The sequence below is a fragment of the Pantoea sp. Tr-811 genome (assembly GCF_011752535.1).
Classification (GTDB): domain Bacteria; phylum Pseudomonadota; class Gammaproteobacteria; order Pseudomonadales; family Pseudomonadaceae; genus Aquipseudomonas.
On the sequence record NZ_VWXJ01000018.1, the window covers coordinates 1 to 22,176 of the forward strand.

The 22,176-nt window shown below is 64.7% G+C and carries 14 protein-coding genes; 6 read left to right on the forward strand and 8 right to left on the reverse strand.

The genetic code is table 11. The annotated features are described in order from the left end of the window. Positions 1–154: 154 nt before the first annotated feature. A complete protein-coding gene (locus F3J44_RS22980; RefSeq protein WP_167276358.1) occupies positions 155–1,324 on the reverse strand; it encodes an MFS transporter in 1,170 nt (389 codons plus the stop codon). 111 nt (positions 1,325–1,435) lie between these two features. On the opposite strand from F3J44_RS22980, the gene F3J44_RS22985 reads away from it, so the two are divergent. After that, entirely contained in the window at positions 1,436–2,329 is an 894-nt protein-coding gene (locus F3J44_RS22985) for a LysR family transcriptional regulator (protein WP_167059710.1), read from the forward strand. Between the two features lie 124 nt (positions 2,330–2,453). Next, complete coding sequence (locus tag F3J44_RS30140; RefSeq protein ID WP_255431996.1) at positions 2,454–2,582, forward strand: PA1414 family protein; 129 nt, start codon at positions 2,454–2,456, stop codon at positions 2,580–2,582. 167 nt (positions 2,583–2,749) lie between these two features. Here F3J44_RS30140 and F3J44_RS22990 read toward each other — a convergent pair whose 3' ends face one another. Both F3J44_RS22990 and speB read right to left on the reverse strand, forming a co-directional pair. Beyond that, the gene (locus F3J44_RS22990) at positions 2,750–4,129 is read right to left on the reverse strand and encodes a sodium:solute symporter (protein ID WP_167276360.1); all 1,380 of its coding nucleotides are present in this window, start codon (positions 4,127–4,129) and stop codon (positions 2,750–2,752) included. A 146-nt stretch (positions 4,130–4,275) separates the two neighbouring features. After that, the gene (gene speB / locus F3J44_RS22995; protein ID WP_167059716.1) at positions 4,276–5,226 is read right to left on the reverse strand and encodes an agmatinase; all 951 of its coding nucleotides are present in this window, start codon (positions 5,224–5,226) and stop codon (positions 4,276–4,278) included. A 227-nt stretch (positions 5,227–5,453) separates the two neighbouring features. Between speB and F3J44_RS23000 the strand changes: the two genes are divergently transcribed. The 3 genes from F3J44_RS23000 (at position 5,454) to F3J44_RS23010 (ending at position 8,885) form a co-directional block, all read left to right on the forward strand. After that, positions 5,454–6,347 (forward strand): LysR family transcriptional regulator, encoded by an 894-nt coding sequence (locus tag F3J44_RS23000; protein WP_167059719.1) that lies wholly within the window; start codon positions 5,454–5,456, stop codon positions 6,345–6,347. Positions 6,348–6,480: 133 nt separating this feature from the next. Then, positions 6,481–8,040, forward strand: a complete 1,560-nt coding sequence (locus F3J44_RS23005) for a PAS domain-containing methyl-accepting chemotaxis protein (RefSeq protein WP_205300089.1) — start codon at positions 6,481–6,483, stop codon at positions 8,038–8,040. Between the two features lie 245 nt (positions 8,041–8,285). Next, a complete protein-coding gene (locus F3J44_RS23010) occupies positions 8,286–8,885 on the forward strand; it encodes a tRNA-uridine aminocarboxypropyltransferase (protein WP_167276363.1) in 600 nt (199 codons plus the stop codon). 126 nt (positions 8,886–9,011) lie between these two features. Here the strand turns inward: F3J44_RS23010 and F3J44_RS23015 are convergent, their stop codons facing one another. The 3 genes from F3J44_RS23015 to F3J44_RS23025 all read right to left on the reverse strand — a co-directional run bounded on the left by F3J44_RS23015 (position 9,012) and on the right by F3J44_RS23025 (position 13,966). Next, on the reverse strand, positions 9,012–10,364 hold the full coding sequence (locus F3J44_RS23015; RefSeq protein WP_167276364.1) for an HlyD family type I secretion periplasmic adaptor subunit: 1,353 nt from the start codon (positions 10,362–10,364) through the stop codon (positions 9,012–9,014). A gap of 82 nt (positions 10,365–10,446) precedes the next feature. Beyond that, positions 10,447–12,582, reverse strand: a complete 2,136-nt coding sequence (locus tag F3J44_RS23020) for a type I secretion system permease/ATPase (protein WP_167276547.1) — start codon at positions 12,580–12,582, stop codon at positions 10,447–10,449. Positions 12,583–12,658: 76 nt separating this feature from the next. Next, a complete protein-coding gene (locus tag F3J44_RS23025; RefSeq protein ID WP_240158489.1) occupies positions 12,659–13,966 on the reverse strand; it encodes a TolC family outer membrane protein in 1,308 nt (435 codons plus the stop codon). A gap of 535 nt (positions 13,967–14,501) precedes the next feature. Here F3J44_RS23025 and F3J44_RS23030 point away from each other — a divergent pair. Continuing rightward, positions 14,502–20,876 (forward strand): retention module-containing protein, encoded by a 6,375-nt coding sequence (locus F3J44_RS23030; RefSeq protein ID WP_167276368.1) that lies wholly within the window; start codon positions 14,502–14,504, stop codon positions 20,874–20,876. 173 nt (positions 20,877–21,049) lie between these two features. Here F3J44_RS23030 and F3J44_RS23035 read toward each other — a convergent pair whose 3' ends face one another. Further along, the gene (locus F3J44_RS23035) at positions 21,050–21,415 is read right to left on the reverse strand and encodes a YbaN family protein (protein ID WP_167276370.1); all 366 of its coding nucleotides are present in this window, start codon (positions 21,413–21,415) and stop codon (positions 21,050–21,052) included. A 7-nt stretch (positions 21,416–21,422) separates the two neighbouring features. Then, positions 21,423–22,010, reverse strand: coding sequence for a YecA family protein (locus tag F3J44_RS23040; protein ID WP_167059747.1), 588 nt, complete (start codon positions 22,008–22,010; stop codon positions 21,423–21,425). Positions 22,011–22,176: the final 166 nt, after the last annotated feature.

Genomic DNA, 22,176 nt, shown 5'->3' on the forward strand with positions numbered 1-22,176 from the left:
GATGATGGCCAGAAGCGAATAGCTTCCTCGAACAGGCCTGATACATAGATGCAACCGGGTAACCATGTTCAAAAGCAGCTAGACAATGTTGGCGAGTCCATACATAGGAGCGGGCTTGCCCCGCGAAGGGGCCGGCACTGGCAACCTCAAAACCTCAGGCCACCCGGGTGGCCGCCTGGCAACCCTGAATCCCCCGCCCACTCACCAGGACCAGCACCCCCGCCACCCCCAGCCCGGCCGCCGCCAACACCAGCGCCGCTTGCAGGCTGCCACTGTAATGGTTGCTCAACGCCGCCAGCAATGGCCCGCTCAACTGCCCCAGGGCAAAGCACGCGGTCAGCAGCCCGGCATTGCGCTGCGTGGCATGGGGCCCCAGTTCCCGTGAGCGCTGCATCACCAGCATCATGCAGGCCAGGAACGGCCCGCCGCACAGCACCACGCCCAGCGCCAGGCCCACGCCACCGCCCATCAGGCAGGCCAGCACGCCCAGGCCCTGCAACCACAGGGTGGCGGTCAGCCAGGTGGCGGTACTGCCGGCGCGGCGCACGCTCACCAGCACTACGCCCAAGGCTGCCGCCAAGCCGAATGCCGGCCAGAACAGGTCGGCCATCCAGTTGCCGCGAAACTGCTGGCTGGCCATCTGCGACAGAAAGGTGGCCGGCAGAATGTAGCCCACACCGTACAGGCCGTAGACCACGCCCAGGCGGCCTATGCCAACACTGCGGCTCGGGCCTTGTTGCCCGGCAGCGGGCACCACCGCCGGTTGCAGGGCACGGGGCAGCCAGGGGCGCACCGCCAGCAGCATCACCAGTGCTGCAACCGCGTACACCAGCCACAGCGCCGCCGAACCAAGCCCCAGCACGTGGGCGCCCAGGGCCAGCAAGCCGGTGAGGGCAATGCCCAGCCCGGGCCCTGCGAATACCAGTGCGCCGCTGCGTGGGCGACTGTGGGCACTGGCCACCTGCTGGCTCAGGCTGGTGAGCATCACCAGCACCCAGGCACTGGCCACGCCGGTGCCAAAGCGCAACAGCAAATGGCTCCAGAAGCCCTCCACCGCCGCCGATGCCAGGGTCAGCAGCACGCACAGCCACAGCCCGCCATGCAGGCGCACCTGCACCTGGCCAGGCCGCCGGGCATGCATGGCGTCTACCGCGCCAAGGAAGTAACCCAGGTAGTTGGCCGCTGCCACCAGCCCGGCGGCGGTCAGGTCGAACTGGTGTTCGGCGATCAATTGCGGCAATTGCGGGGTGAGGGCGAAGCGGCCGATGCCCATGGCCATCATCAGGGCAACGGCGCTGGCCAGCAGTTGGGCGAGCGGCGACATGAGAACTCTCCTGCGCAGGTGTAAGGGAAGCGATGGATGGCAGGTTAGGGCAGGTTGACTTTCAATAAAATTGAATAATGATGATGAAGTTGTTCTGTTTTGGAGAATATCATGGAGTTCAGCCAACTGCGCATCTTCCAGGCCGTGGCCGAGGAAGGCTCGATCACCCGCGCTGCCGAGCGCCTGCACCGGGTGCCTTCGAACCTGTCGACGCGCCTGCGCCAGCTCGAAGAGCAGCTGGGCGTGGAATTGTTCCTGCGTGAGCGCCAGCGCCTGCAGCTGTCCCCGGCTGGCAAGGTGCTGCTCGATTACGCCAACCGCCTGGCGGCGCTGCGCGATGAAGCGGTGGCGGCGGTACAGGGCGGGCAGCCGGCCGGCGATTTCGTGCTGGGCACCATGTACAGCACCGCCGCCATTCACTTGCCGGCGCTGCTGGCGCGTTACCACCAGCAATACCCGGCGGTGAACCTGCAAGTGCAGGCGGCGCCGAGCGGTGACTTGCTCGAAGGCCTGCTCAGCCACCGCCTGGATGCTGCCCTGATCGACGGGCCGCCCAGCCTGGCTGGCCTGGATGGCGTGCCGTTGTGCGATGAAGTGCTGGTGCTGATTACCAGCCCCGAGCACCCGCCGGTGCGCACGGCCAAGGATGTGGCCGGCAAGGCCGTGTTCACCTTCCGCCAGGGCTGTTCGTACCGCATGCGCCTGGAGGCCTGGTACGCCGATGCGCACACGCCGATGGGGCGGGTGATGGAGATTGAGTCGTACCAGAGCATGCTGGCCTGCGTAATCGCCGGGGCAGGGGTAGCGCTGATGGCACAATCGATGCTCGACAGCCTGCCGGGGCGTGACCGGGTGCGCGCCCACCGCCTGCAGGCGCCGTTCGACCAGGCGGTGACCTGGCTCATGTGGCGCCAGGGCATGCGCGGGGCGAATCTGCAGGCCTGGATCGATATGCAACAAAGCGAAACGATTAACCAATCGTCGGAATACGCCGTTTCCGCTTGATCCGCGTCAAACTAGCCCATATCTGTAGGATTAAGGGCATGCGTAGTACAGGACATCGGGCTATGATCTGTATGAAACATCGCAGGATTGAATTGCCGTGAGGCTGACCCGTCAAGGGGGCATTATGAAAAACCCACTGTTCAACTGGCTCCACGACCTGGCCGTCGCCTTGGGGCTGATTCCACCACCCTTGCAGCCGGTGCCGATCCCGACTGATGAAGAACAGCGCAAGCGCCAGCCGCGCCGCCGCTGATACGCGAAAAGGCCGCAGCATCTGAACAGATGCTGCGGCCTTTTTGATTCTGTTGCTTTTGCAGTGTCTGGGCCGGCCTCTTCGCGGGGCGAGCCCGCTCCTACAGGGATAACGCGCCTTTGTAGGAGCGGGCTTGCCCCGCGAAGAGGCCGGCACAGGTCAGCCGATCAGGCCAGCTTCACCTCACCCACCGGCTTGCGCGACAGCAGGCTCACCAGCACGAAGCTCACCAGGCCAACCGCCAGGCTGTAGTAGATCGGCGTATTGGCATCCAGCCCATCCTTGAACATGAACAGCAGCGCGGTAGCAAAGCCCAGCGACATGCTGGCAATGGCGCCGGCAGTGCTGGCGCGTTTCCAGAAGATCGCACCGATCAGCGGAATCAGCATGCCGCCCACCAGCAGGTTGTAGGCCAGGGTCAGGGCGCTGATCACATCGTTCACCGCCAGGGCGATGCCCAGCACCACCAGGCCGGTGAGCAGGGTGAACAGGCGGTTGATGCCCAGGCTCGACTGCTTGCCGCCACGCAGCTTGGGCAGCAAATCTTCGGTCAGGGTGGTGGAAGACGCCAGCAGGCCGGCGCTGGCCGTGGACATCATGGCGGCCAGTGCCGCGGCCATCAGCAGGCCGCGAATCCCTTCGGGCAGCTGGCCCTTGATCATCTCGGCGAAGGCATTGTTCGGGTTGACCAGGTCCGGCATCAGCACATGCGCGGCCATGCCGATCAGGGCGCAGGCCAGGCCGTACAGCACGCAATACACACCGGCGGTGGTGCCAGCGCGCTGGCAGACCTTATCGTCACGGGCGGTGAACACCCGCTGCCAGATGTCCTGGCCGATCAGGATGCCGAAGAAGTAGATCAGGAAGTAGGTGATGATGGTGTCCCAGCCGATGGTGGTCCAGCTGAAGCTGGAGGCCGGCAGCTTGGCCACCAGCATGTCCCAGCCACCTGCCTTGTACAGGCACACCGGCAACAGGATGAACATCAGGCCAACGGTCTTGATCACGAACTGGACGATGTCGGTAAGGGTCAGCGACCACATGCCGCCGATGGTCGAGTACACCACCACCACGCCGCCACCGAGCAGCAGCGACACCCAGAACGGCAGGTCGAGCAGCACCTGCAGCACGGTGCCCATGGCCAGGGTCGAGGTCACTGCGATCATCAGCGCGTAGGCGAGCATGATCGCCGCGCTGGCCTGGCGGGCCATCGGGTTGTAACGGCGCTCCAGCACCTGGGTAACGGTGAAGATCTTCAGCCGCAGCAGCGGTTTGGCGAGGAACAGGTTGAGGGCGATGATGCCCAGGCCCAGGGCTGCGCAGAGCCAGAAGCCAGAAATGCCGTGGACATAGCCCAGGCGCACGGTGCCAACGGTGGAAGCACCGCCCAGTACGGTGGTGGCCATGGTGCCCATGTACAGGGTCGGGCCCAGGTTGCGCCCGGCCACCAGGTAGTCCTCGTGGGTTTTTGCCCGGCGCATGCCGTACCAGCCCAGCCCGAGCATGCCGGCGGCATAGATCATTACAACGATGATGTCCAAGGCCATTGGGGGTCTCCCGATTATCTTTATTATGGCGAGATCGGCCGCGCGGGCAGTGCACGGTGCCCGGCGGTCTTGTCTTGTGTTGGCGGGCCTCTATGGCCCTCCCTCATGGCTCCTGCCCGGGTGTAGCAATTGGCAAGGCGAAGGCGTCAGCGACGCACCACACCCGGCAGCACGCAGAGCATTTCGAACAACAGGTTGGCACCGAGCAGCGAGGTGTTGCCGGTGGTGTCGTAAGGTGGGGAGACTTCGACCAGGTCACAGCCGATCAGGTCCAGGCCGTGGCAGCCGCGAATGATCTCCATCGCCTGGATGGTGGTCAAGCCGCCGATTTCCGGGGTGCCGGTGCCAGGCGCCCAGGCGGGGTCGATGCCGTCGATGTCGAACGACAGGTACACAGGGCCGCCACCCACTTTTTCCCGCACTTCGGCCATCAGTGGCTCCAGCGACTTGTGCCAGCACTCCTCGGCCTGCACCACGCGAAAGCCCTGGCGGCGGCTCCAGTTGAAGTCGTCGGCGGTGTAGCCCTGGGCGCGCAGGCCGATCTGCACCACGCGGTCGCAGTCGAGCAGGCCTTCTTCCACGGCGCGGCGGAAGGTGGTGCCGTGGGCGATTTTCTCGCCGAACATGTGGTCGTTGACGTCGGCGTGGGCGTCGATGTGCACCAGGCCGATCTTGCCGTGCTTCTTGTGCAGGGCGCGCAGGATCGGCAGGGTGATGGTGTGGTCGCCACCCAGGGTCATCGGGATGATGTTGTGTTCGAGGATTTCGTCGTAGGCTTCTTCGATGATGCGCACGGCGTCGAGCAGGTTGAAGGTGTTGATCGCCACGTCACCGATGTCGGCCACCGACAGCGAGTCGAACGGGGCGGCGCCGGTGGCCATGTTGTAGGGGCGGATCATCACCGATTCGGCGCGGATCTGCCGTGGGCCGAAGCGGGTGCCGGAGCGCAGCGAGGTGCCGATGTCCAATGGCACGCCGATAAACGCGGCATCCAGGCCTTCGGCGCTTTGCAGGTGGGGCAGACGGAGCATGGTGGCGATGCCGCCGAAACGCGGCATTTCGTTGCCGCCCAGTGGTTGGTGGAGAATCTTGTCCACGGTGGGCCTCATCAGTCGGTCGATTGTTCTGGTTGTTCGAACCTGTTCCGCCGCGCGCCTTGAAGTGGGGGTCATGCCGGCGGGCAGGGACATTTCGGCCAAGTCTGCTGAAGGTAGTGCGTAGGAAAAATCGCTACCGGCAAATACTTACTTCAGGAATTTCTGAACTAATGGCCGCAGGAGCAGGTAGACTGCGCGCACTTGCCCCTCCGTGGAACCGTTGCACCATGGCCTCGACCCTGCCCGACCTGAAACTGCTGCGCATCTTCGTCAGCGTGGTGCGCCACCAGGGCTTCGCCAATGCCCAGCGCGAGCTGAACCTGTCGACGTCGGCCATCAGTACCTACATGAGCCAGCTCGAAGGTGCCCTGGGAATCGTGCTGTGCCACCGCGGCCGGGGTGGCTTCAGCCTCACCAGCAAAGGCGAGCTGTTCCACCAGGAAACCCTGCGGCTTTTGGCCGAGCTGGACGGTTTCGAGCAGTACGCGGCGGCGCTCAAGGGCGAATTGCGCGGCACGCTGAACCTTGGCGTGATCGACTCCACCGTCGGCGACCGCGCCTTGCCCCTGGCCGAGGCCATTGGCGCCTACAGCCAGGAACACCCGGCGGTGCACCTGCACCTGTCGGTGTCCAGCCCCTACGAATTGCAACTTGGGGTGCAGGACAACCGCCTGGACCTGGCCATCGGCGCCTTTTCCTCGCGCATGAGCGGCCTTTTGTACCTGCCGCTGTACCGCGAGCAGCACTGGCTGTATTGCAGCAGCCGCCACCCGCTGTTCAGCGAGCGGCGCATCCCCGAGCAGGTGGTGACCCAGCAGCGCATGGTCGGGCGCGGCTACTGGAGCCAGGCCGAATTGGCCCGGCACGGCTTCAAGCACAGCGCGGCGACGGTGGAGAGCATGGAGGCGCAATTGATACTAATTTTGTCTGGCGCCTACATTGGCTACCTGCCCGAGCACTACGCCCAGGCCTGGGTCGACAAAGGCGATTTACGGGTGTTATCGCCGGCAACATTTGGCTATCAGGCACCATTTTCGCTGATCGTGCGCCGTGGCCGCAGCCGCGAACCGTTGATTCAAACCTTCCGCGACCTGCTCAAGAGCCAGCTTAACGTGGGCTAAGGCATGCAGCCCGTCGGAAGGCAGCATTTACGGCGAAAAGCTGACGTCCTGGGTGATGGCGTTCTGCTAAACCTCTACTTGCTTTGATGATTCCCCTTTCATCTAGACAAGCCAGGGACAGCCCAAGATGCGCATGAATTTGCCCGTCACCGAGCACGAGAGAACCTTCTCCGTCGATCAGCGCCTGATCTCCACCACCGACCTCAACAGCCATATCACCTACTGCAACGACGCCTTCGTGGCGATCAGCGGCTTTACCTACGACGAGTTGGTAGGCCAGCCGCACAACCTGGTGCGCCACCCAGACATGCCCCCGTCCGTGTTCGGCCATATGTGGGAAACCATCAAGCAGGGCAAGCCGTGGATGGGGGTGGTGAAGAACCGTTCGAAGAACGGTGATTACTACTGGGTCAGCGCCTACGTCACGGCCATCTACGAGAATGGCCGCATCAGTGGCTACGAGTCGGTGCGCTCGGTGCCCAGCCGCGAGCAGATCCGCCGCGCCGAGGCGCTGTATGCGCGCCTGCGTGCGGGCAAGCCGGCAGTGCCCTGGGTAGCGCGGTTGGTACACAGCCTGGGCTATGGCTGGCCGTTGATCGGCACGGGGCTGCTGTCGGCCGCGGCCGACTTCTGGCTACCGCCCTTTGCCGCGCTGGGCGTGTTGGCGGTGAGCCTGCTGGTGGCCTGGTACTTGATCGAGCTGCGGCGCAACCAGGCGATCCGCCGCACCCTTGGCGAGCACCCCAAGGCGTTCACCAGCCCGTTGGTGGCCCTGACCTACAGCGATAACCCGGGCCTGCAAGGCCAGCTGGACCTGGCGATCCTCAGCGAAGAGGCACGCCTGCAGACCGCCTTGACCCGCCTGGTGGATGCCGGCGTCGGGGTCAAGTCGCGGGCAGCCCAGTCGGCTGACCTTTCCGATGCCCAGGCGCAGATGCTCGACCGCCAGCGCAGCGAAACCGACCAGTCGGCCACGGCCATCGCGCAGATGGCCGCGACCATCCAGCAGGTCACCCACAACGTGCAGAGCACCGCCCACGCCGCCGGTGACGCCGACCAGCTGGCCCAGCAGGGCAGCGAGCTGGCGCAGCAGAGCCTGAAGGCCATGGGCAGCATGAGCGAGGCGGTGAGCGACATCGGCCAGGCGGTCAATGCCCTGGCGGAGCAAACCCAGTCGATTGGCAGCGTGGTGGATGTGATCACCTCGATTGCCGAGCAGACCAACCTGCTGGCGCTGAACGCCGCCATCGAGGCGGCGCGGGCCGGCGAGCAGGGCAGGGGGTTTGCCGTGGTGGCCGATGAAGTGCGGTCGCTGGCCCAGCGCACGCGCTCGTCCACCGATGAAATTCACCACATCATCGCCTCCTTGCGCGCTGGCGCCGAACGCGCGGTGAGCAGCGCCAGCCGTGGCGAGCAGATCTCCCGCGACAGCGTGCACAGTGTCGAGGCGGTGCAGTCGGCGCTGGCCGGCATCGCCCAGGCGGTAAGCCGCATTACTGGAATGAGCCAGCAGATGGCCACGGCTTCGGAGCAGCAGAGCCATGTGGCCGAGGACATCAACCAGCAGATCGTGCGCATTGCCCAGTTGTGCGACCAGACGGCGGGGCAGGCCAAGCAGGGCGCCGAGATCAGCCAGGACCTGGAGCGCATGGCGGAGTACCTGCATAGCCTGGCCGAGCGCTTCAACCGCTAGGGCCAGGTTTGCAGGCCTATTCGCGGGGCTTCAGGTTTGCGCGGTCCCTGTAGGAGCGAGCCTTGCTCGCGATGGGCTGCAAAGCAGCCCCGGCAATACTGGCTGCGAAGCTGAAAACCTGGGGCCGCTACGCGCCCCATCGCGAGCAACGCTCGCTCCTACGATATTGAGTGCCCGCGAATGGCCCACAAAGCAGGTCCAGAATCTCGGCCTGTGGCAAAATCCCTCCGCCAACGGAGACCCCCATGCCCAGACCTCGCTGCGAGCGCTGCCAGCGCCCGCTCGACCATTGCCTTTGCCCACTGATCCCAACGCTCGCCAGCCGCACCCGCGTGGTGCTGCTGCAGCACGCCAGTGAAGCCAGCCACGCCTTGAACACTGCCCGCCTGGCCGCCCTGGGCCTGGTCAATGCCGAGTTGCGCATTGGCGAAGTGTTCGAGGGCCTTGCCGACCTCCTGGCGACGCCAGGCTATCGGCCGGCGCTGCTGTTCCCCGGCGAGCAGGCCAAGGTGCTGGCCGCCTACGGCGAAACCGACGATACCCCGCTGTTGTTGATCGTCCCCGATGGCACCTGGCGCAAGGCACGCAAGCTGTTGTACCTGAACCCGTTGCTAGAGGCATTGCCGCGGGTGACGCTGGCCGACGTGGCACCGTCGCGTTACCGCCTGCGCAAGGCGCCGGAGCCGGGGGCGGTGTCGACCATCGAGGCGGTGGTGCAGGCGTTGAATGTGCTGGAGCAGCCTTTGAATTTCGATGGCCTGTTGCGGCCGTTTGAGGCGTTGATCGAAGGGCAGATCAGGGCGATGGGGGATGAGACCTTCAACCGCAATCACGGTGAAGGTTAAAGACATGTTTTTCGTGTGCCGGCCTCTTCGCGGGCAAGCCCGCTCCCACAGGTACAGCGCAGCATTCAAGGCAGTTCATATCCCTGTAGGAGCGAGCGCAGCTCGCGATAGGGCCGTCACAGGCCATCACCGCTCGCGCAACGCCTCGGTCCGGGCCTTGAGCACCGGCTTGAGCAGGTAATCCAGCACACTCTTCTGCCCGGTGATGATATCCACCGTGGCCACCATCCCCGGGATAATCAGCAACGGCTTGTTATCCCCGCCCAGGTGGTTCTTCTCGGTACGCACCTGAATCAGGTAGAACGCATTGCCCTTGTCATCGGTGACGGTGTCGGCGCCAATCAGCTCCAGCTTGGCCTTCAGCCCGCCGTAGATGGTGTAGTCATAGGCACTGAACTTGACCATCGCCGGCTGCCCCGGGTGCAGGAACGCCACGTCTTGCGGGCGCACCTTGGCTTCGATCAGCAGGTTGTCCTCGATCGGCACGATTTCCACCAGGTCGCTGCCCGGCTGCACCACGCCGCCGATGGTGTTCACCTTCAGCAGCTTGACGATGCCACGCACCGGCGACACCACCGTGGTGCGGTTGACCCGGTCGTCGATGGCGATGCTGGTGGCGGTGATCTTCGACAGCTCCGTGCGCTTGTCGTTGAGCTCCTTGGCGGCGTCGGAACGAAAGCCCGCGTCGGACTCCTGGATCTTGCTCCTGATCTCGGCCACCGCCGCCTCGGCGCGGGGAATGGCCAGGCTGGTGGCGTTGAGCTGGCCACGGGCCTCCACGGTACGCTGCTTGAGGCGCAGGATTTCCACCGGCGAGATGGCGCCCTTGCTCACCAGCGGCGCCGACATGTCGGTTTCCTGTTGAAGCAGGGCCACGGCCGAGCGGTACTGCTCGACCTTGGAACGAAACTCGGCCAGTTCCTGGGTTTTTTGCCGCAGCTGTTCGTTGAGGGTCTGCTTCTCGCTGGCCAGGCGCCGTTGGCGCGAGTCGTACAAGGCCTGCTCGTCCTCGGCCACCTGGGGCGCCTTGGCACGCACTTCCTCCGACAGCACGAACGGGCGCCCCTCGGCCTCGGCAGACAGGCGCTCGACCTGCGCGGTCAGGGCGTAGCGGTCGGCTTCGCTCTCGCCTTTGTTGGACTTGAAGCGGGTGTCGTCCAGGCGCAGCAGGGTGGCGCCTTTTTCCACCATCTGCCCTTCGCGCACGAAAATCTCGGTGACGATGCCGCCCTCAAGGTTCTGCACCACCTGCACCTTGCTCGACGGAATCGCCTTGCCTTCGCCCACGGTCACTTCGTCGAGCACCGCCAGGTTGGCCCAGACCAGCGCCACCAGCAGCAACGCCGCCGCCAGCCACACGGTCAGGCGCGACAGGCGCGGCGAGTCCTGCAAGGTGGCGCCGGCCAACTCCGGCATGTAGTCGCGCTCGGCACGTTTGTCGGTGCCGTGGGGGCCGCGGATGTTCTGGCTCAGGGACATGTCCTACCTCGCTTGAGTCATGGACCTCGCTCAATTTCCAACAGCTGGCGCAATCCCTGTGGGAGCGGGCTTGTGTGTTGGCCTACAAAGCGGCGCCAATGCGCCCTTTGCGCAGGGCATCGATGACCGAGTCCTTGGCCCCGTCTGCCACCACCTTGCCGTTGTCCAGCACCACCAGCCGGTCCACCAGGCTGAGCATCGACGTGCGGTGGGTGACCAGCAGCAACGTCTTGCCCGGCACCCAGGCCAGCAGGCGTTGGCGCAGTTGCTCCTCGCTGCTGTTGTCCATGTGGCTGGTGGGTTCGTCGAGGATCATGATCGGCGGCTCCAGCAACAGCGCCCGAGCCATCAGCACCGCCTGGCGCTGGCCACCGGACAGCAACTGGCCGCGCTCGCCCACCGGGCGGTCGAAGCCTTGCGGGTGCTGGCGCGCCAGTTCGCTGACCCCGGTCAGTTCGGCCACCTCCAGCATGCGTGCATCGCTGATGTGGCGTGCACCGAGGGTGAGGTTGTCGCGCAGGCTGCCGGCCAGCAGCGGCAGGTCGTGGGCAACGTAGCCCAACTGGCTGCGCAGGTCGGCGATGTCCAGTTGGCGCAGGTCGAGGTTGTCCAGCAGCACCTGGCCTTCATCGGGGTGATGAAAGCCCATCAGCAGCCGGCCCAGCGTGCTCTTGCCCGAGCCGCTGCGGCCGATGATGCCGATGCGCTCGCCTGGCTTGATGCTCAGGTTCACATCGTGCAGGGCCGGGGTGGTCTGGCCCGAGTAGCGGAAGGTCACGTGGCTCAGCGCCACCCCGCCCTTGAGGGTGGTGTGCTCCAGCGCCTGCTGGTCGGCCTGGCGCTCCTGGGGCAGGGCCATCAGGGCGTCGGTGCTGCGCATGGTCAACTGTGCCTGCTGGTAGCGGGTGATCAGCCCGGCGATCTGCCCGAGCGGGGCCAGCACCCGGCTGCCGAGCATGTAGCTGGCCACCAGGGCGCCGACGCTGAGGTTGCCGGCAATGATGCTGTACACCCCGGCGACGATGGTGGCCATGCCGCAGAACTGCTGGATGAACAGCGTGCCGTTGCTGGCCAGCGAGGACAGGTTGCGGGCATGGGCGTCGAGGCGGGCGATGGCGCCGTTGGTATGCTCCCACTGGTACTGGCGCTCGCTCTCGGCGCCGCAGGCCTTGAGGGTTTCCAGGCCGCCGAGGGTTTCGATCAGCAGCGCCTGGCGCACCGCGCCCAGGCTCAGGCTTTTCTGCACGGTGTCGCGCAGGCGTGCCTGGATGAACAGGGCAAAGCCCACCGCCACCGGGAAGGCGAGCAGCGGAATCAGCACCAGCCAGCCGCCAAGCAGGCCGATCACCAGCAGCATCAAGGCCACGAAGGGCAGGTCGATGATGCTGGTCAGGGTTACCGCGGTGAGGAATTCGCGCAGGCCCTGGAAGTCGTGGATGCTCTGGGCGAAGCCGCCGATGGTGGCCGGCTTGGCCTTCATCGCCATGCCGGTGATGCGTTCGAACAGGGTGGCGGAGAGAATCAGGTCGGTCTTCTTCCCGGCCTGGTCCAGCAGGTGTGCGCGGACCATGCGCAGCACCAGCTCGAAGGCGGTGCCCAGGAACAGCCCGGCCACCAGCACCCACAGGGTCGACAGCGCCTGGTTGGGCACCACCCGGTCGTAGGTCTGCATGACGAACAGCGGCACCATCAGGCCCAGCAGGTTGATCAACAGGCTGGCCAGCAAGGCATCGCCGTAAAGCTTGCGGGAATGGCGCAGGGTATCGCGAAACCAGGCGTTGACCCGTGGCAGCAGCGGTGAACGCAGGTCTTCCAGGGTATGCCGGGGGCGGGCAAACAGGGCATGGCCGCTGTAGGCCTGTTGCAGGGCCTCGCGCTCCACCCACTGCTCACCGCCTTCGGCTTCGCTGGGCAGAATCAGCGCCCGGCCATCCTCGCCCCAGCGCTGCAGCACGGCGCTGCGGCCATTGCCGAGCAACAGCAGCACCGGCAGGTTGAGCGGCGAGATGTCGTCCAGCGCGCGTTCCAGCACCCGGCCTTGCAGGCCGGCGCGGGCCGCCGCCCTTGGCAGCAGGTCGGCGCCCAGGCGCTGGCGGGCCAGCGGCAGGCCGCTGCACAGGCTGGCCCGGCTGGCCGGGCGCCCATGCAGGTGACACAGAATCAGCAAACCATCGAGCAGCGGGTCCTCGACATCGGAGCGCGGTTGCGCACTTTGCATACTGGTCACGTTGGCCTACTCCCGTCGCGGTGGATGGAGTGAGTTACCGGACGTACGTGCCTTGGGTGCCTATCGGTCAGCGCATCTCGGGCAGTTTCGCCTGGTTACGAACTTCGCTTTGGGCAACGGCTTCCGGCGGCAGCGAAATGTGCTGCTTGGTCAGCAGTTCACCCATGTTGGCCAACACCCGGTACATCGAGAACTCCTCGGTGTAGCGCACCTCGGCGTAACGGCGGTTGGCGTTGTACAGCTCGTTTTCACTGTCGAGCACGTCGAGCAGGGTACGTTGGCCGAGGCCGAACTGGTCCTGGTAGGCGGCGCGCACGCGCTGGGTGGTTTCGGCGTATTCACGCGCGGTCGGGGTTTGCTTGCGCGCGTTGTTCATGGCGTTCCAGGACAGGCTGAGGTTCTCGTTCAGCTCGCGCAGGGCATTGTTGCGAATGTCCATGGCCTGGTTGATCTTGTGCGCGTCGGACTGCAGGCGAGCCTTGTCACTGCCACCGCGGAACAGGTTGTAGTTGAGCTCCACGCCAGCCTGCCAGTCGTTGTTGGCATGGCCTTTCTGACCGCTGAGGTTGTTGTCGGCGCCGGTGGCCAGCACTGCGTCGAGGCGCGGGTAGAAGGCCGACTTGGCCACTTCGTACTGCTGCTCGGCGGCATTGATGTCGGCTTGGGCCGACTTCAGGTAGGGGTTGTTTTCCAGCATGCCTTGGCGTGCGTCGGCGATACCTTCAGGTACTTCACCCTTGATCGTCACCGGGGTTTCCAGTTCGTCGGGCATGCGCCCGATGACGCTGAAGAAGTTGGCCTCGGCATCGGCCAGGTCGACTTCGGCGGTGTCGAGGTTGTTTTCCGCCAGGGCGCGACGGGCGCTGGACTGGTCAAGGTCGGCGGTGCTGCCCACGCCGCGCTCGCTGCGCAGGCCGATCTGGTCGTTGACCCGCAGGTGGGCTTGCAGGTTGTTCTTGGCCAGGGTCACCAGTTCACGGCGCTTGAGCACTTCCAGGTACACCTCCACCGCACGCAGGGCGACGGTTTCGGCCGTGGCCTGGGTGTAGTAGGCGCGCGAGTTGGCGATCGCCTGGGTACGGCCCACTTCATTGGGGGTGTTGAAGCCGTCGAACAGCATCTGCCGCAGGCGCAGCTCCGACTGGGTGTAGTTGAGGGTTTCCTTGTTGTGGTTGCGCGTACCGTCGGCGTTCAGGCCCCGAGTGTTGAGGTTGTCGGAGCGTTGACGGCCGTAACCTGCGATCAGGTCGACGGTGGGGTAGTACCCGCCACGGGCGAATTTCACATCCTCGTCGGCCGACAGTCGGTTGTTACGGCTGGCGCTGATTTCTGGATGGTGGTCCACGGCGTTCTGGACGGCTTCGTTGAGTGACATCGCCTGCGCGTTGGCGCACGCGAAAGCCAACAGCATTGCACTGGTGATGGGGTTTAAAACGCGCATCGGTTACTTCTCCCTGGTCACAAAATTGTCCTGCTTATTCGTCAATTAAATGACGTTATTCTTGAGTCTAACCGTATCAAGTTTGTAACAGTTGAGCTAAGAACATTTAAGGCGCGAGCTAAGACGATTTTTTCATAAGTCATATGCGAAAAAAAACTTATGCGGTCTAACGAAAGCAAGACATTGTTTCATTCAAGTGAATTGCCAAGCCGCTGTATTGCAAGCTTCGCAAGCACTTTAGCGAGTTCCACAGTTTTTTTCAGCTATGACGCGGGACGGTTAGGTAAACGTACTATTTGGCGACAAAAAATTGGCGACTCACGGGTGGCCAATTCAAATCAGGAACTTTCGCCAAATGCAGTGCCTGAGAGAACGAATCTCACCGTTGAGACAGCCGAACTCTTTGCCCTGAACCGCCCCTGGCCAGTCATTGGCTGAATTGCCAATCGGTGAGGGGAGGCGTGCGCGCATGGCTAAGTTAATCGGTGTGGTCAGCAAGGTGATCGGGCAAGTGTTCGCCGTTGGCAGCGATGGCAGCCGGCGGCCACTGATCGAGGGCGACCGGCTGTATGCCGGCGAACAACTGGAAACCGCCGCGACAGGGGCCGTGGCAGTTCGCCTGCAGAACGGCGGTGAGCTGACCCTGGGGCGCGACAGCAGCCAGCTGCTGAGCGCGGACCTGCTCGGCCACCCGGCCCACCCTGGGCATGAGGTGGCGCCCAGCGACAACCAACTGAGTGATGTCGAGCGCATCCAGCGGGCGATCGCCAGCGGTGACGACCCAAGCCGCTCTGCCGAGCCGACGGCGGCCGGGGCCGCCAACGGCAACGCGACCGGGGCACTGGGCGGCGGCCACAGTTTCGTGCTGCTGAGCGAAGTGGGGGCGCGGGTCGATCCGCACATCGGCTTCCCCACGGCGGGCTTCAACGGCATTCCCGAATTTGCCCAGCGTGAAGTGGGTGCGTTGAGTACCGCCCTGGATAACGGCAACCCCGATGCGCCCAATGGCGGCAACGTGCCCGATGGCGGTACGCCCCCCGAACAGCCCCAGCCACCGATACCGGTCAACAACCCGGTTACCCTGATCGGCCTGGACCTGAGCCCTGCCGAAATCAGCCTGAACGAGGCCAACCTGCCCCTGGGCTCGGCCAGCGACCCCGCTGCGCTGACCCAGCGTGGCAGCTTCACCGTGGTGGCGCAGGATGGCGTGTTCAACCTCAACGTTGGCGGTATCAACGTGGTCACCGGTGGCGTGGTGACCGGTGTTGGCCAGTCGATCACCACCGGGCTGGGCAACACGTTGACAGTCACCGGTTACAATCCCGCCACCGGCGAGGTGAGCTACAGCTACACCCTGACCGACGCCGGGCAGCATATCGAAAACGATGGTGCCAAGACCCTCAGCGAACAACTGGTGGTGCGCGTCAGCGACAGCAACGGCGACGTGGCCCAGGGCTCGCTGGACGTGGTGATCCATGACGATGCCCCCACGGCGGTGAATGACACCAACCCCGTGGCGGCGACCGAGCAGCACACCGAACTGACCGGCAACGTGCTGACCAACGATGTGCAAGGCGCCGATCGCGTGGCCGGTGGCCCCGTGCTCGCCGGCACCTTCACCGGCACCTACGGCACCCTGGTATTGGCAACCGATGGTTCCTACACCTACACCCTCAACAGCGACGGCGCCGCCTTCAAGAACCTCGGCGGTGGTGGCAGTGGCGAGGAGCATTTCACCTACACCATCAAGGACGCCGACGGTGATACCAGCAGCGCAACCTTGACCCTGAACATCAGTAACCTCGACGACCCGGTGACCCTCGACGGCCTGGGCAAGCAGGGCGGCGAACTGACTGTCTACGAAAAACACCTGGCTGACGGCTCCGCGCCGGATGCCACGGCACTGACCCAGCAAGGCACCTTCAAGGTCACCGCCGCCGATGGCTTGCAAACCCTTACCGTGGGCGGCATCAGCGTGGTGAGCGGTGGCGTGTCGGCAGGCTTGCCGCAGTCGACGGTGACCCCCCAAGGCAACACCCTGACCATTCTCGGCTTTGATCCCGCTACAGGCACCGTCACCTACAGCTACACCCTGACGGGCAGCGAAAGCCACCCGAACGGCGACGGCAGCAACGTCATCAGCGAGCACTTCGAGGTGGTGGCCAAGGACATCGACGGCAGTACCGCCAGCGGCAGCCTGGATGTGAATATCGTCGATGACGTGCCCAAGGCGGTGGACGACAGCAATGCCGTCACGGCCACCGAGCAGCACACCGAACTGACCGGCAACGTGCTGACCAACGATGTGCAAGGCGCCGATCGCGTGGCCGGTGGCCCCGTGCTCGCCGGCACCTTCACCGGCACCTACGGCACCCTGGTATTGGCAACCGATGGTTCCTACACCTACACCCTCAACAGCGACGGCGCCGCCTTCAAGAACCTCGGCGGTGGTGGCAGTGGCGAGGAGCATTTCACCTACACCATCAAGGACGCCGACGGTGATACCAGCAGCGCAACCTTGACCCTCAACGTCAGCAACCTCGACGACCCGGTGACCCTCGACGGCCTGGCCCAGCAGGGCGGCGAGCTGACCGTCTACGAGAAAAACCTGGCCGCAGGTTCCTCGCCCGATGCAGCGGCGCTGACCCAGCAAGGCACCTTCAAGGTCACCGCCGCCGATGGCCTGCAAACCCTTAGCGTGGGCGGCATCAGCGTGGTGAGCGGTGGCGTGGCGGCAGGCTTCCCGCAGTCGACGGTGACCCCCGAAGGCAATACTCTGACCATTCTCGGCTTTGATCCCGCCACAGGCACCGTCACCTACAGCTACACCCTGACAGGCAGCGAAAGCCACCCGAACGGCGACGGCAGCAACGTCATCAGCGAGCACTTCGAGGTGGTGGCCAAGGACATCGACGGCAGCACCGCCAGCGGCAGCCTGGATGTGAACATCGTCGACGACGTGCCCCAGGCGGTGGCCGACTACACCGGCGTTGCCAAGGGCGACGTGGTGCGCGGCAACGTGATGTACAACGACGTGGTTGGTGCCGATGTGCGCAGCGACGGCAACTACGTGGTTGGCGTGCGCGCCGGCAGCGACACCTCCACCTCGGCCATCGGCCAGCTCAACACCCAGGTGCAGGGCCAGTACGGCTACCTGACCATCGATGCCCAAGGCAACGCCGAATACCACTCCAACCCTAATGTCGTGGCGCCGCAGGATGCCGTGGACAGCTTCGTCTACACCATTCGCGATGCCGATGGCGATGAAAGCACCACCACGGTCAACATCACCGTGCACAACTCGCTGATGGCCTGCCAGGACCGTGATGTCACGGTCTACGAGAAGGCGCTGGCGACCGGCAGCGATCCCGACTCGCCTGCCGAAACCGCCAGCGGCACCCTGGCAGATTCGGCCAGGGGCGGGGTCGGCACCCTGACCTTCAGCCTGGTCGGCGATGCCACGGGCCAGTATGGCCAGCTGCACCTGAACCCGGACGGCACCTACACCTACACGCTGACCTCGCCGGCCAACTCCTCGCCCCACGCCAATGACGGCGCCAACACGGTCACTGAAACCTTCACCTACCAAGTGCAGGATTCGCTCGGCAACACCACCACCAGCACGCTGGTCGTCAGCATCGTCGACGATGTGCCCCACGCCAACGCCGACTACGTCAGCGTTGGCAAGGGTGACGTGGTGCGCGGCAACGTGATGTACAACGACGTGGTGGGCGCCGACACGCTCAGCGACGGCCATTACGTGGTGGGTGTGCGCGCCGGCAGCGATACCTCCAGCTCGGCCATCGGCCAGCTGAACACCCAGGTGCAAGGCCAGTACGGCTACCTGACCATCGATGCCCAGGGCAATGCCGAATACCACGCCAGCCCCGACGTGGCGTCGCCCCGCGATGCCATCGACAGCTTCGTCTACACCATCCGCGATGCCGATGGCGATGAAAGCACCACCACCATCACCATCAGCGTGCATGACCCGCGCCTGGAAGCGTGCGAAAGCCCCACGCTGACGGTGTTCGAGAAAGCCCTGGACCTGCACAAGGACGGTAGCGACCTGGCAGCCGGCACCGTCACCGGCAGCGACCCCAGCTCGACCGGTGAAACCGCCTCCGGCACCCTGGTGGGCTCGGTGGTGGGTGGGGTAGGGGCGTTGACCTACAGCCTGGTGGGCGATGCCGTGGGCCACTACGGCCAGATCAGCATCAACCCCGATGGCACCTACACCTACACCCTGACCTCGCCCGCCAACACCCCCGGCGCGGATTCGGCCATCGAGTATTTCACCTACCAGGCCACCGACACCCACGGCAACAGCGTCACCAACAGCATTGCCATCACCATCGTCGACGATGTTCCCCAGGCGGTGTGCGCCGAGCGCAGCATCAGCCCGGGCCAGGTGGATACCAACATCCTGCTGGTGATCGACGTGTCCAGCAGCATGGCCTCGGCCTCTGGCGTGCCGGGCCTGACCCGCCTGGACCTGGCCAAGCAGGCGATCAGCGCGCTGCTCGACAAGTACGACGACATGGGCGACATCAAGGTGCAGATCGTCACCTTTGGCACCGGCGCGCAGGTGCAGGCAGCGCAGTGGCTGACCATCGACCAGGCCAAGGCCATCGTCAGTGGCTTGCACGCCAGCGGGGTGACCCACTACGACGCCGCCACCACTGCCGCGCAGACGGCGTACGCCGAGGATGGCAAGCTGGCGGGTGCGCAGAACGTCAGTTACTTCTTCTCCGATGGCGCGCCCACCAACGGCCACGCGATCAGCGGGGCGCGCGAAACCAGCTGGGAATCCTTCCTCGACAGCAATGGCATCAAGTCCTACGCCATCGGCCTGGGCAAGGATGTCAACGAGGGCAACCTCAACCCGCTGGCCTATGACGGCACCACCCACACCGATACCGATTCGGTGGTGGTCACCGACCTCAGCCAGCTCAATGGCGTGCTCTCGGGCACCGTGCTGGGTGCGTCGATCACCGGCAGCCTCATGAGCGGCGGCACATTCGGTGCCGACGGCGGTTTCATCAAGGTGCTGTTGGTGGATGGCACCAGCTACACCTACGACCCGAAAGCCAATGCCGGGCAGGGCGGCTACCAGGCCAGTGGCGGCGTGGACAAGGCCAGCTTCGACACCACCGGCAACACCCTCACCATCAAGACCAGCCTGGGCGGCAGCCTGGTGGTCGACATGGACAACGGCGACTTCACCTACACCGGGCCCAAGAGCAGCGACAGCAACCAGGTTGAACGCTTCGGCTTCACGGTCAGTGACAACGACGGTGACACCAGCAGCGCCAGCCTGGTGGTGCGGGTCAACGCCAACAACGCGCCGGTGGCCGTGGCCGATCACATCATCACCAACATCAGCGGCCCTGCAAGCATCAGCGTGGCGGCCGACGTGCTGCTGGCCAATGACAGCGATGCCGACCATGACCGCCTGAATGCCTCGCCCATCACCTTCACTACCCACTACGCCGACGACAAGGCCGCCGACTTCACCCGTGGCGGTGCGATCAAGAGCATCGTGTTCGACGGCCATGGCAACACCCTCGACAACCAGTTCAAGGCCCTTGACCGCAGCGCCTTCACCACCACCACCGGCACCATGACCGCGGCGCTGATGGTGCTGGGTTACCTGGGCAACGTCACCACCGCCAATGCCAACGGTGAGGATGTGATCACCGTCAGCCTGCGCAAGGGCGAAACCCTGCAGCTGGACCACGACCGCCCCGCGGGCAACCTGGGCCTTGAGTGGAAGGACGACCACGGCAACTACCAGCCAATTGCCGATGGCGGCAGCTTCACGGCCAGCCACGATGGGGTGTACAGCATCCATGTGACCAACCAGGTCGACCCCATCGGCAACAGCAAGGCCGCAGAAAACTACAAGCTGAGCCTGGTGCTGGACTACAGCAATGCGGTCAACGAAGTGCACCAGGCCAGCTACACGGTCACCGATGGCCACGGCGGCAGTGCCACCGGCATCGCAGACATCAGCTACCAGTCCGGCCAGACCCTCAACGGCACCTCAGGCGCTGATGTGTTGATGGCCAACAACGCCGACACCGTGCTCAACGGCGGGGATGGCAACGACGTGCTGGTGGCGGGGGCGGGCAACAACCAGCTGTATGGCGGCAATGGCGATGATTTGCTGATCGGCGGCCCTGGCAATGACCTGCTCGATGGCGGTGCTGGCAACGATACCGCCAGCTACAAGGCGGCCACCGCAGGGGTCACGGTCGACCTGAGCATCAGCGGGCCGCAGCATACCGGCGGCGCTGGGGTCGATACCTTGGTCAGCATCGAGAACCTGATCGGCTCGGACTACAACGACACCTTGATCGGCAATGCCGGCGACAATGTGCTCAATGGCGGCCTGGGCAATGACGTGCTCAAGGGCGGTGATGGCAACGACATCCTCATCGGCGGGCCGGGCGACGACACCCTGACCGGTGGCAATGGCAACGACACCTTCGTCTGGCAGAAGGGCGATACCGGGCATGACACGGTCACCGACTTCACTCCGGGCAGCGACCACCTGGACCTGTCGCAACTGTTGCAGGGAGAGAATGCCACGGCGGCGTCGCTGGACGACTACCTGCACTTCAAGGTCAGTGGCACGGGTAGCCAGGTGGTGTCGACCATCGAGGTCAGCAGCGTCGCCGGTGCGGCGCCGACCCAGACCATCGACCTGGCCGGGGTCGACCTGGCCCAGCATTACGGGGTGACGGCAGGGGCGGGCGGGGTGATTGCGGCGGGGCACGATACCGCGACCATCATCAACGGCATGATCAATGACCATTCGTTGAAGGTGGATACGGTCTGAGTGGCCATCAGGCACCCCTCTCCAGGCCTACGCCGCCCTGGTAGGAGCGAGCGTAGCTCGCGATGGGGCGCGTAGCGGCCCCAGGGTTTCAGCTTCGCGGTTCATGATGCCGGGGCTGCTTTGCAGCCCATCGCGAGCTGCGCTCGCTCCTACGGGGGGCAGTGTCCGTGCTTTTAACCCGGCCTGCGCAGGGTTTTCTGCTTGAGGATGTAGGCGCTGACCAGCACCGCGCTGGTGAGCATGAACACCCTGGCCCAGAACAGCGGCACCAGGTAGCACGACAGCCCGATGCTCGCCCACATCAGGCCGATGGCATACACCTTGCCCTTGAGGGGAATGCCCTCGCCACTGAGGTAATCACGTATCCACGGCCCGAGCCTGGGGTGGTTGACCAGCCAGTGGTGAAAGCGCGGCGAACTGCGGGCAAAGCAGGCGGCCGCCAGCAACAGGAACGGGGTGGTGGGCAACACCGGCAGGAAGATCCCCAACACCCCCAGCGCAACGCTGAGCCAGCCGATGGCCAGCAGCAGGTAGCGCACCGCTGGCTCAGTGGTGGCGTGGCTTGAGCAGCGCCGGCTTCTCGTCTGGAGCGTGCAGCAGCAGGAACAGCGCGCTCAGCGCCTCTGGAATCTGCACGATCATGTCGTCCTGCAGGTTGGCGTTGCTGGCGATGTCGGCGAATTCAGGCTGCTCGTCGAACAGGCCGGAACCTACCATGATCGGCAGCAGCATCTCGCTGACTTCTTCCTCGGCGTTCTCGAACCAGGCCTCTTCACGCAGGAACACGCCCTCCATGAAGCCGATGCACCAGCCGCGCAGGTCGGAATCGTCCGGCTCGTCGGTCAGGTCCAGCTCGCAGGGCAGGTCGAATTCCTCGTCGCTGGCCAGCTGGCGGGCGATGTGGCCCTTGAGTGCCACCAGGGTCGCTTCGATTTCGGTGCGCTGGGCATCGCTTGCGTAATGGGGTTCTTCGGCGAACAGCGCGTCGATCCATTCACGCTCGGGCACCTCCTCCGAGCAGATCGACAGCGCGGTCAGGTAGCCGTGGGCGGCGACGTAGTCCAGCGCTTCTTCGTGCAGCTCATCGGCGTCGAGGAAGGCTTGCAGGCGGGTCAGTTGCTCGGCGAAGGACATTACAGGGCTACCTTGGGGAATAAACGATAATGAATTCTAGCACCAAGCGGACGCCAGCGGGGCAAAGGGAACGTCTGTCACCGGGCATCCTGCGCGGCGCGGCACTGGGGTATACTCCGGCGTTTTTCATCCAGGGGCGGCGCTTGCCGGCCCGCTGGCAAAAGCC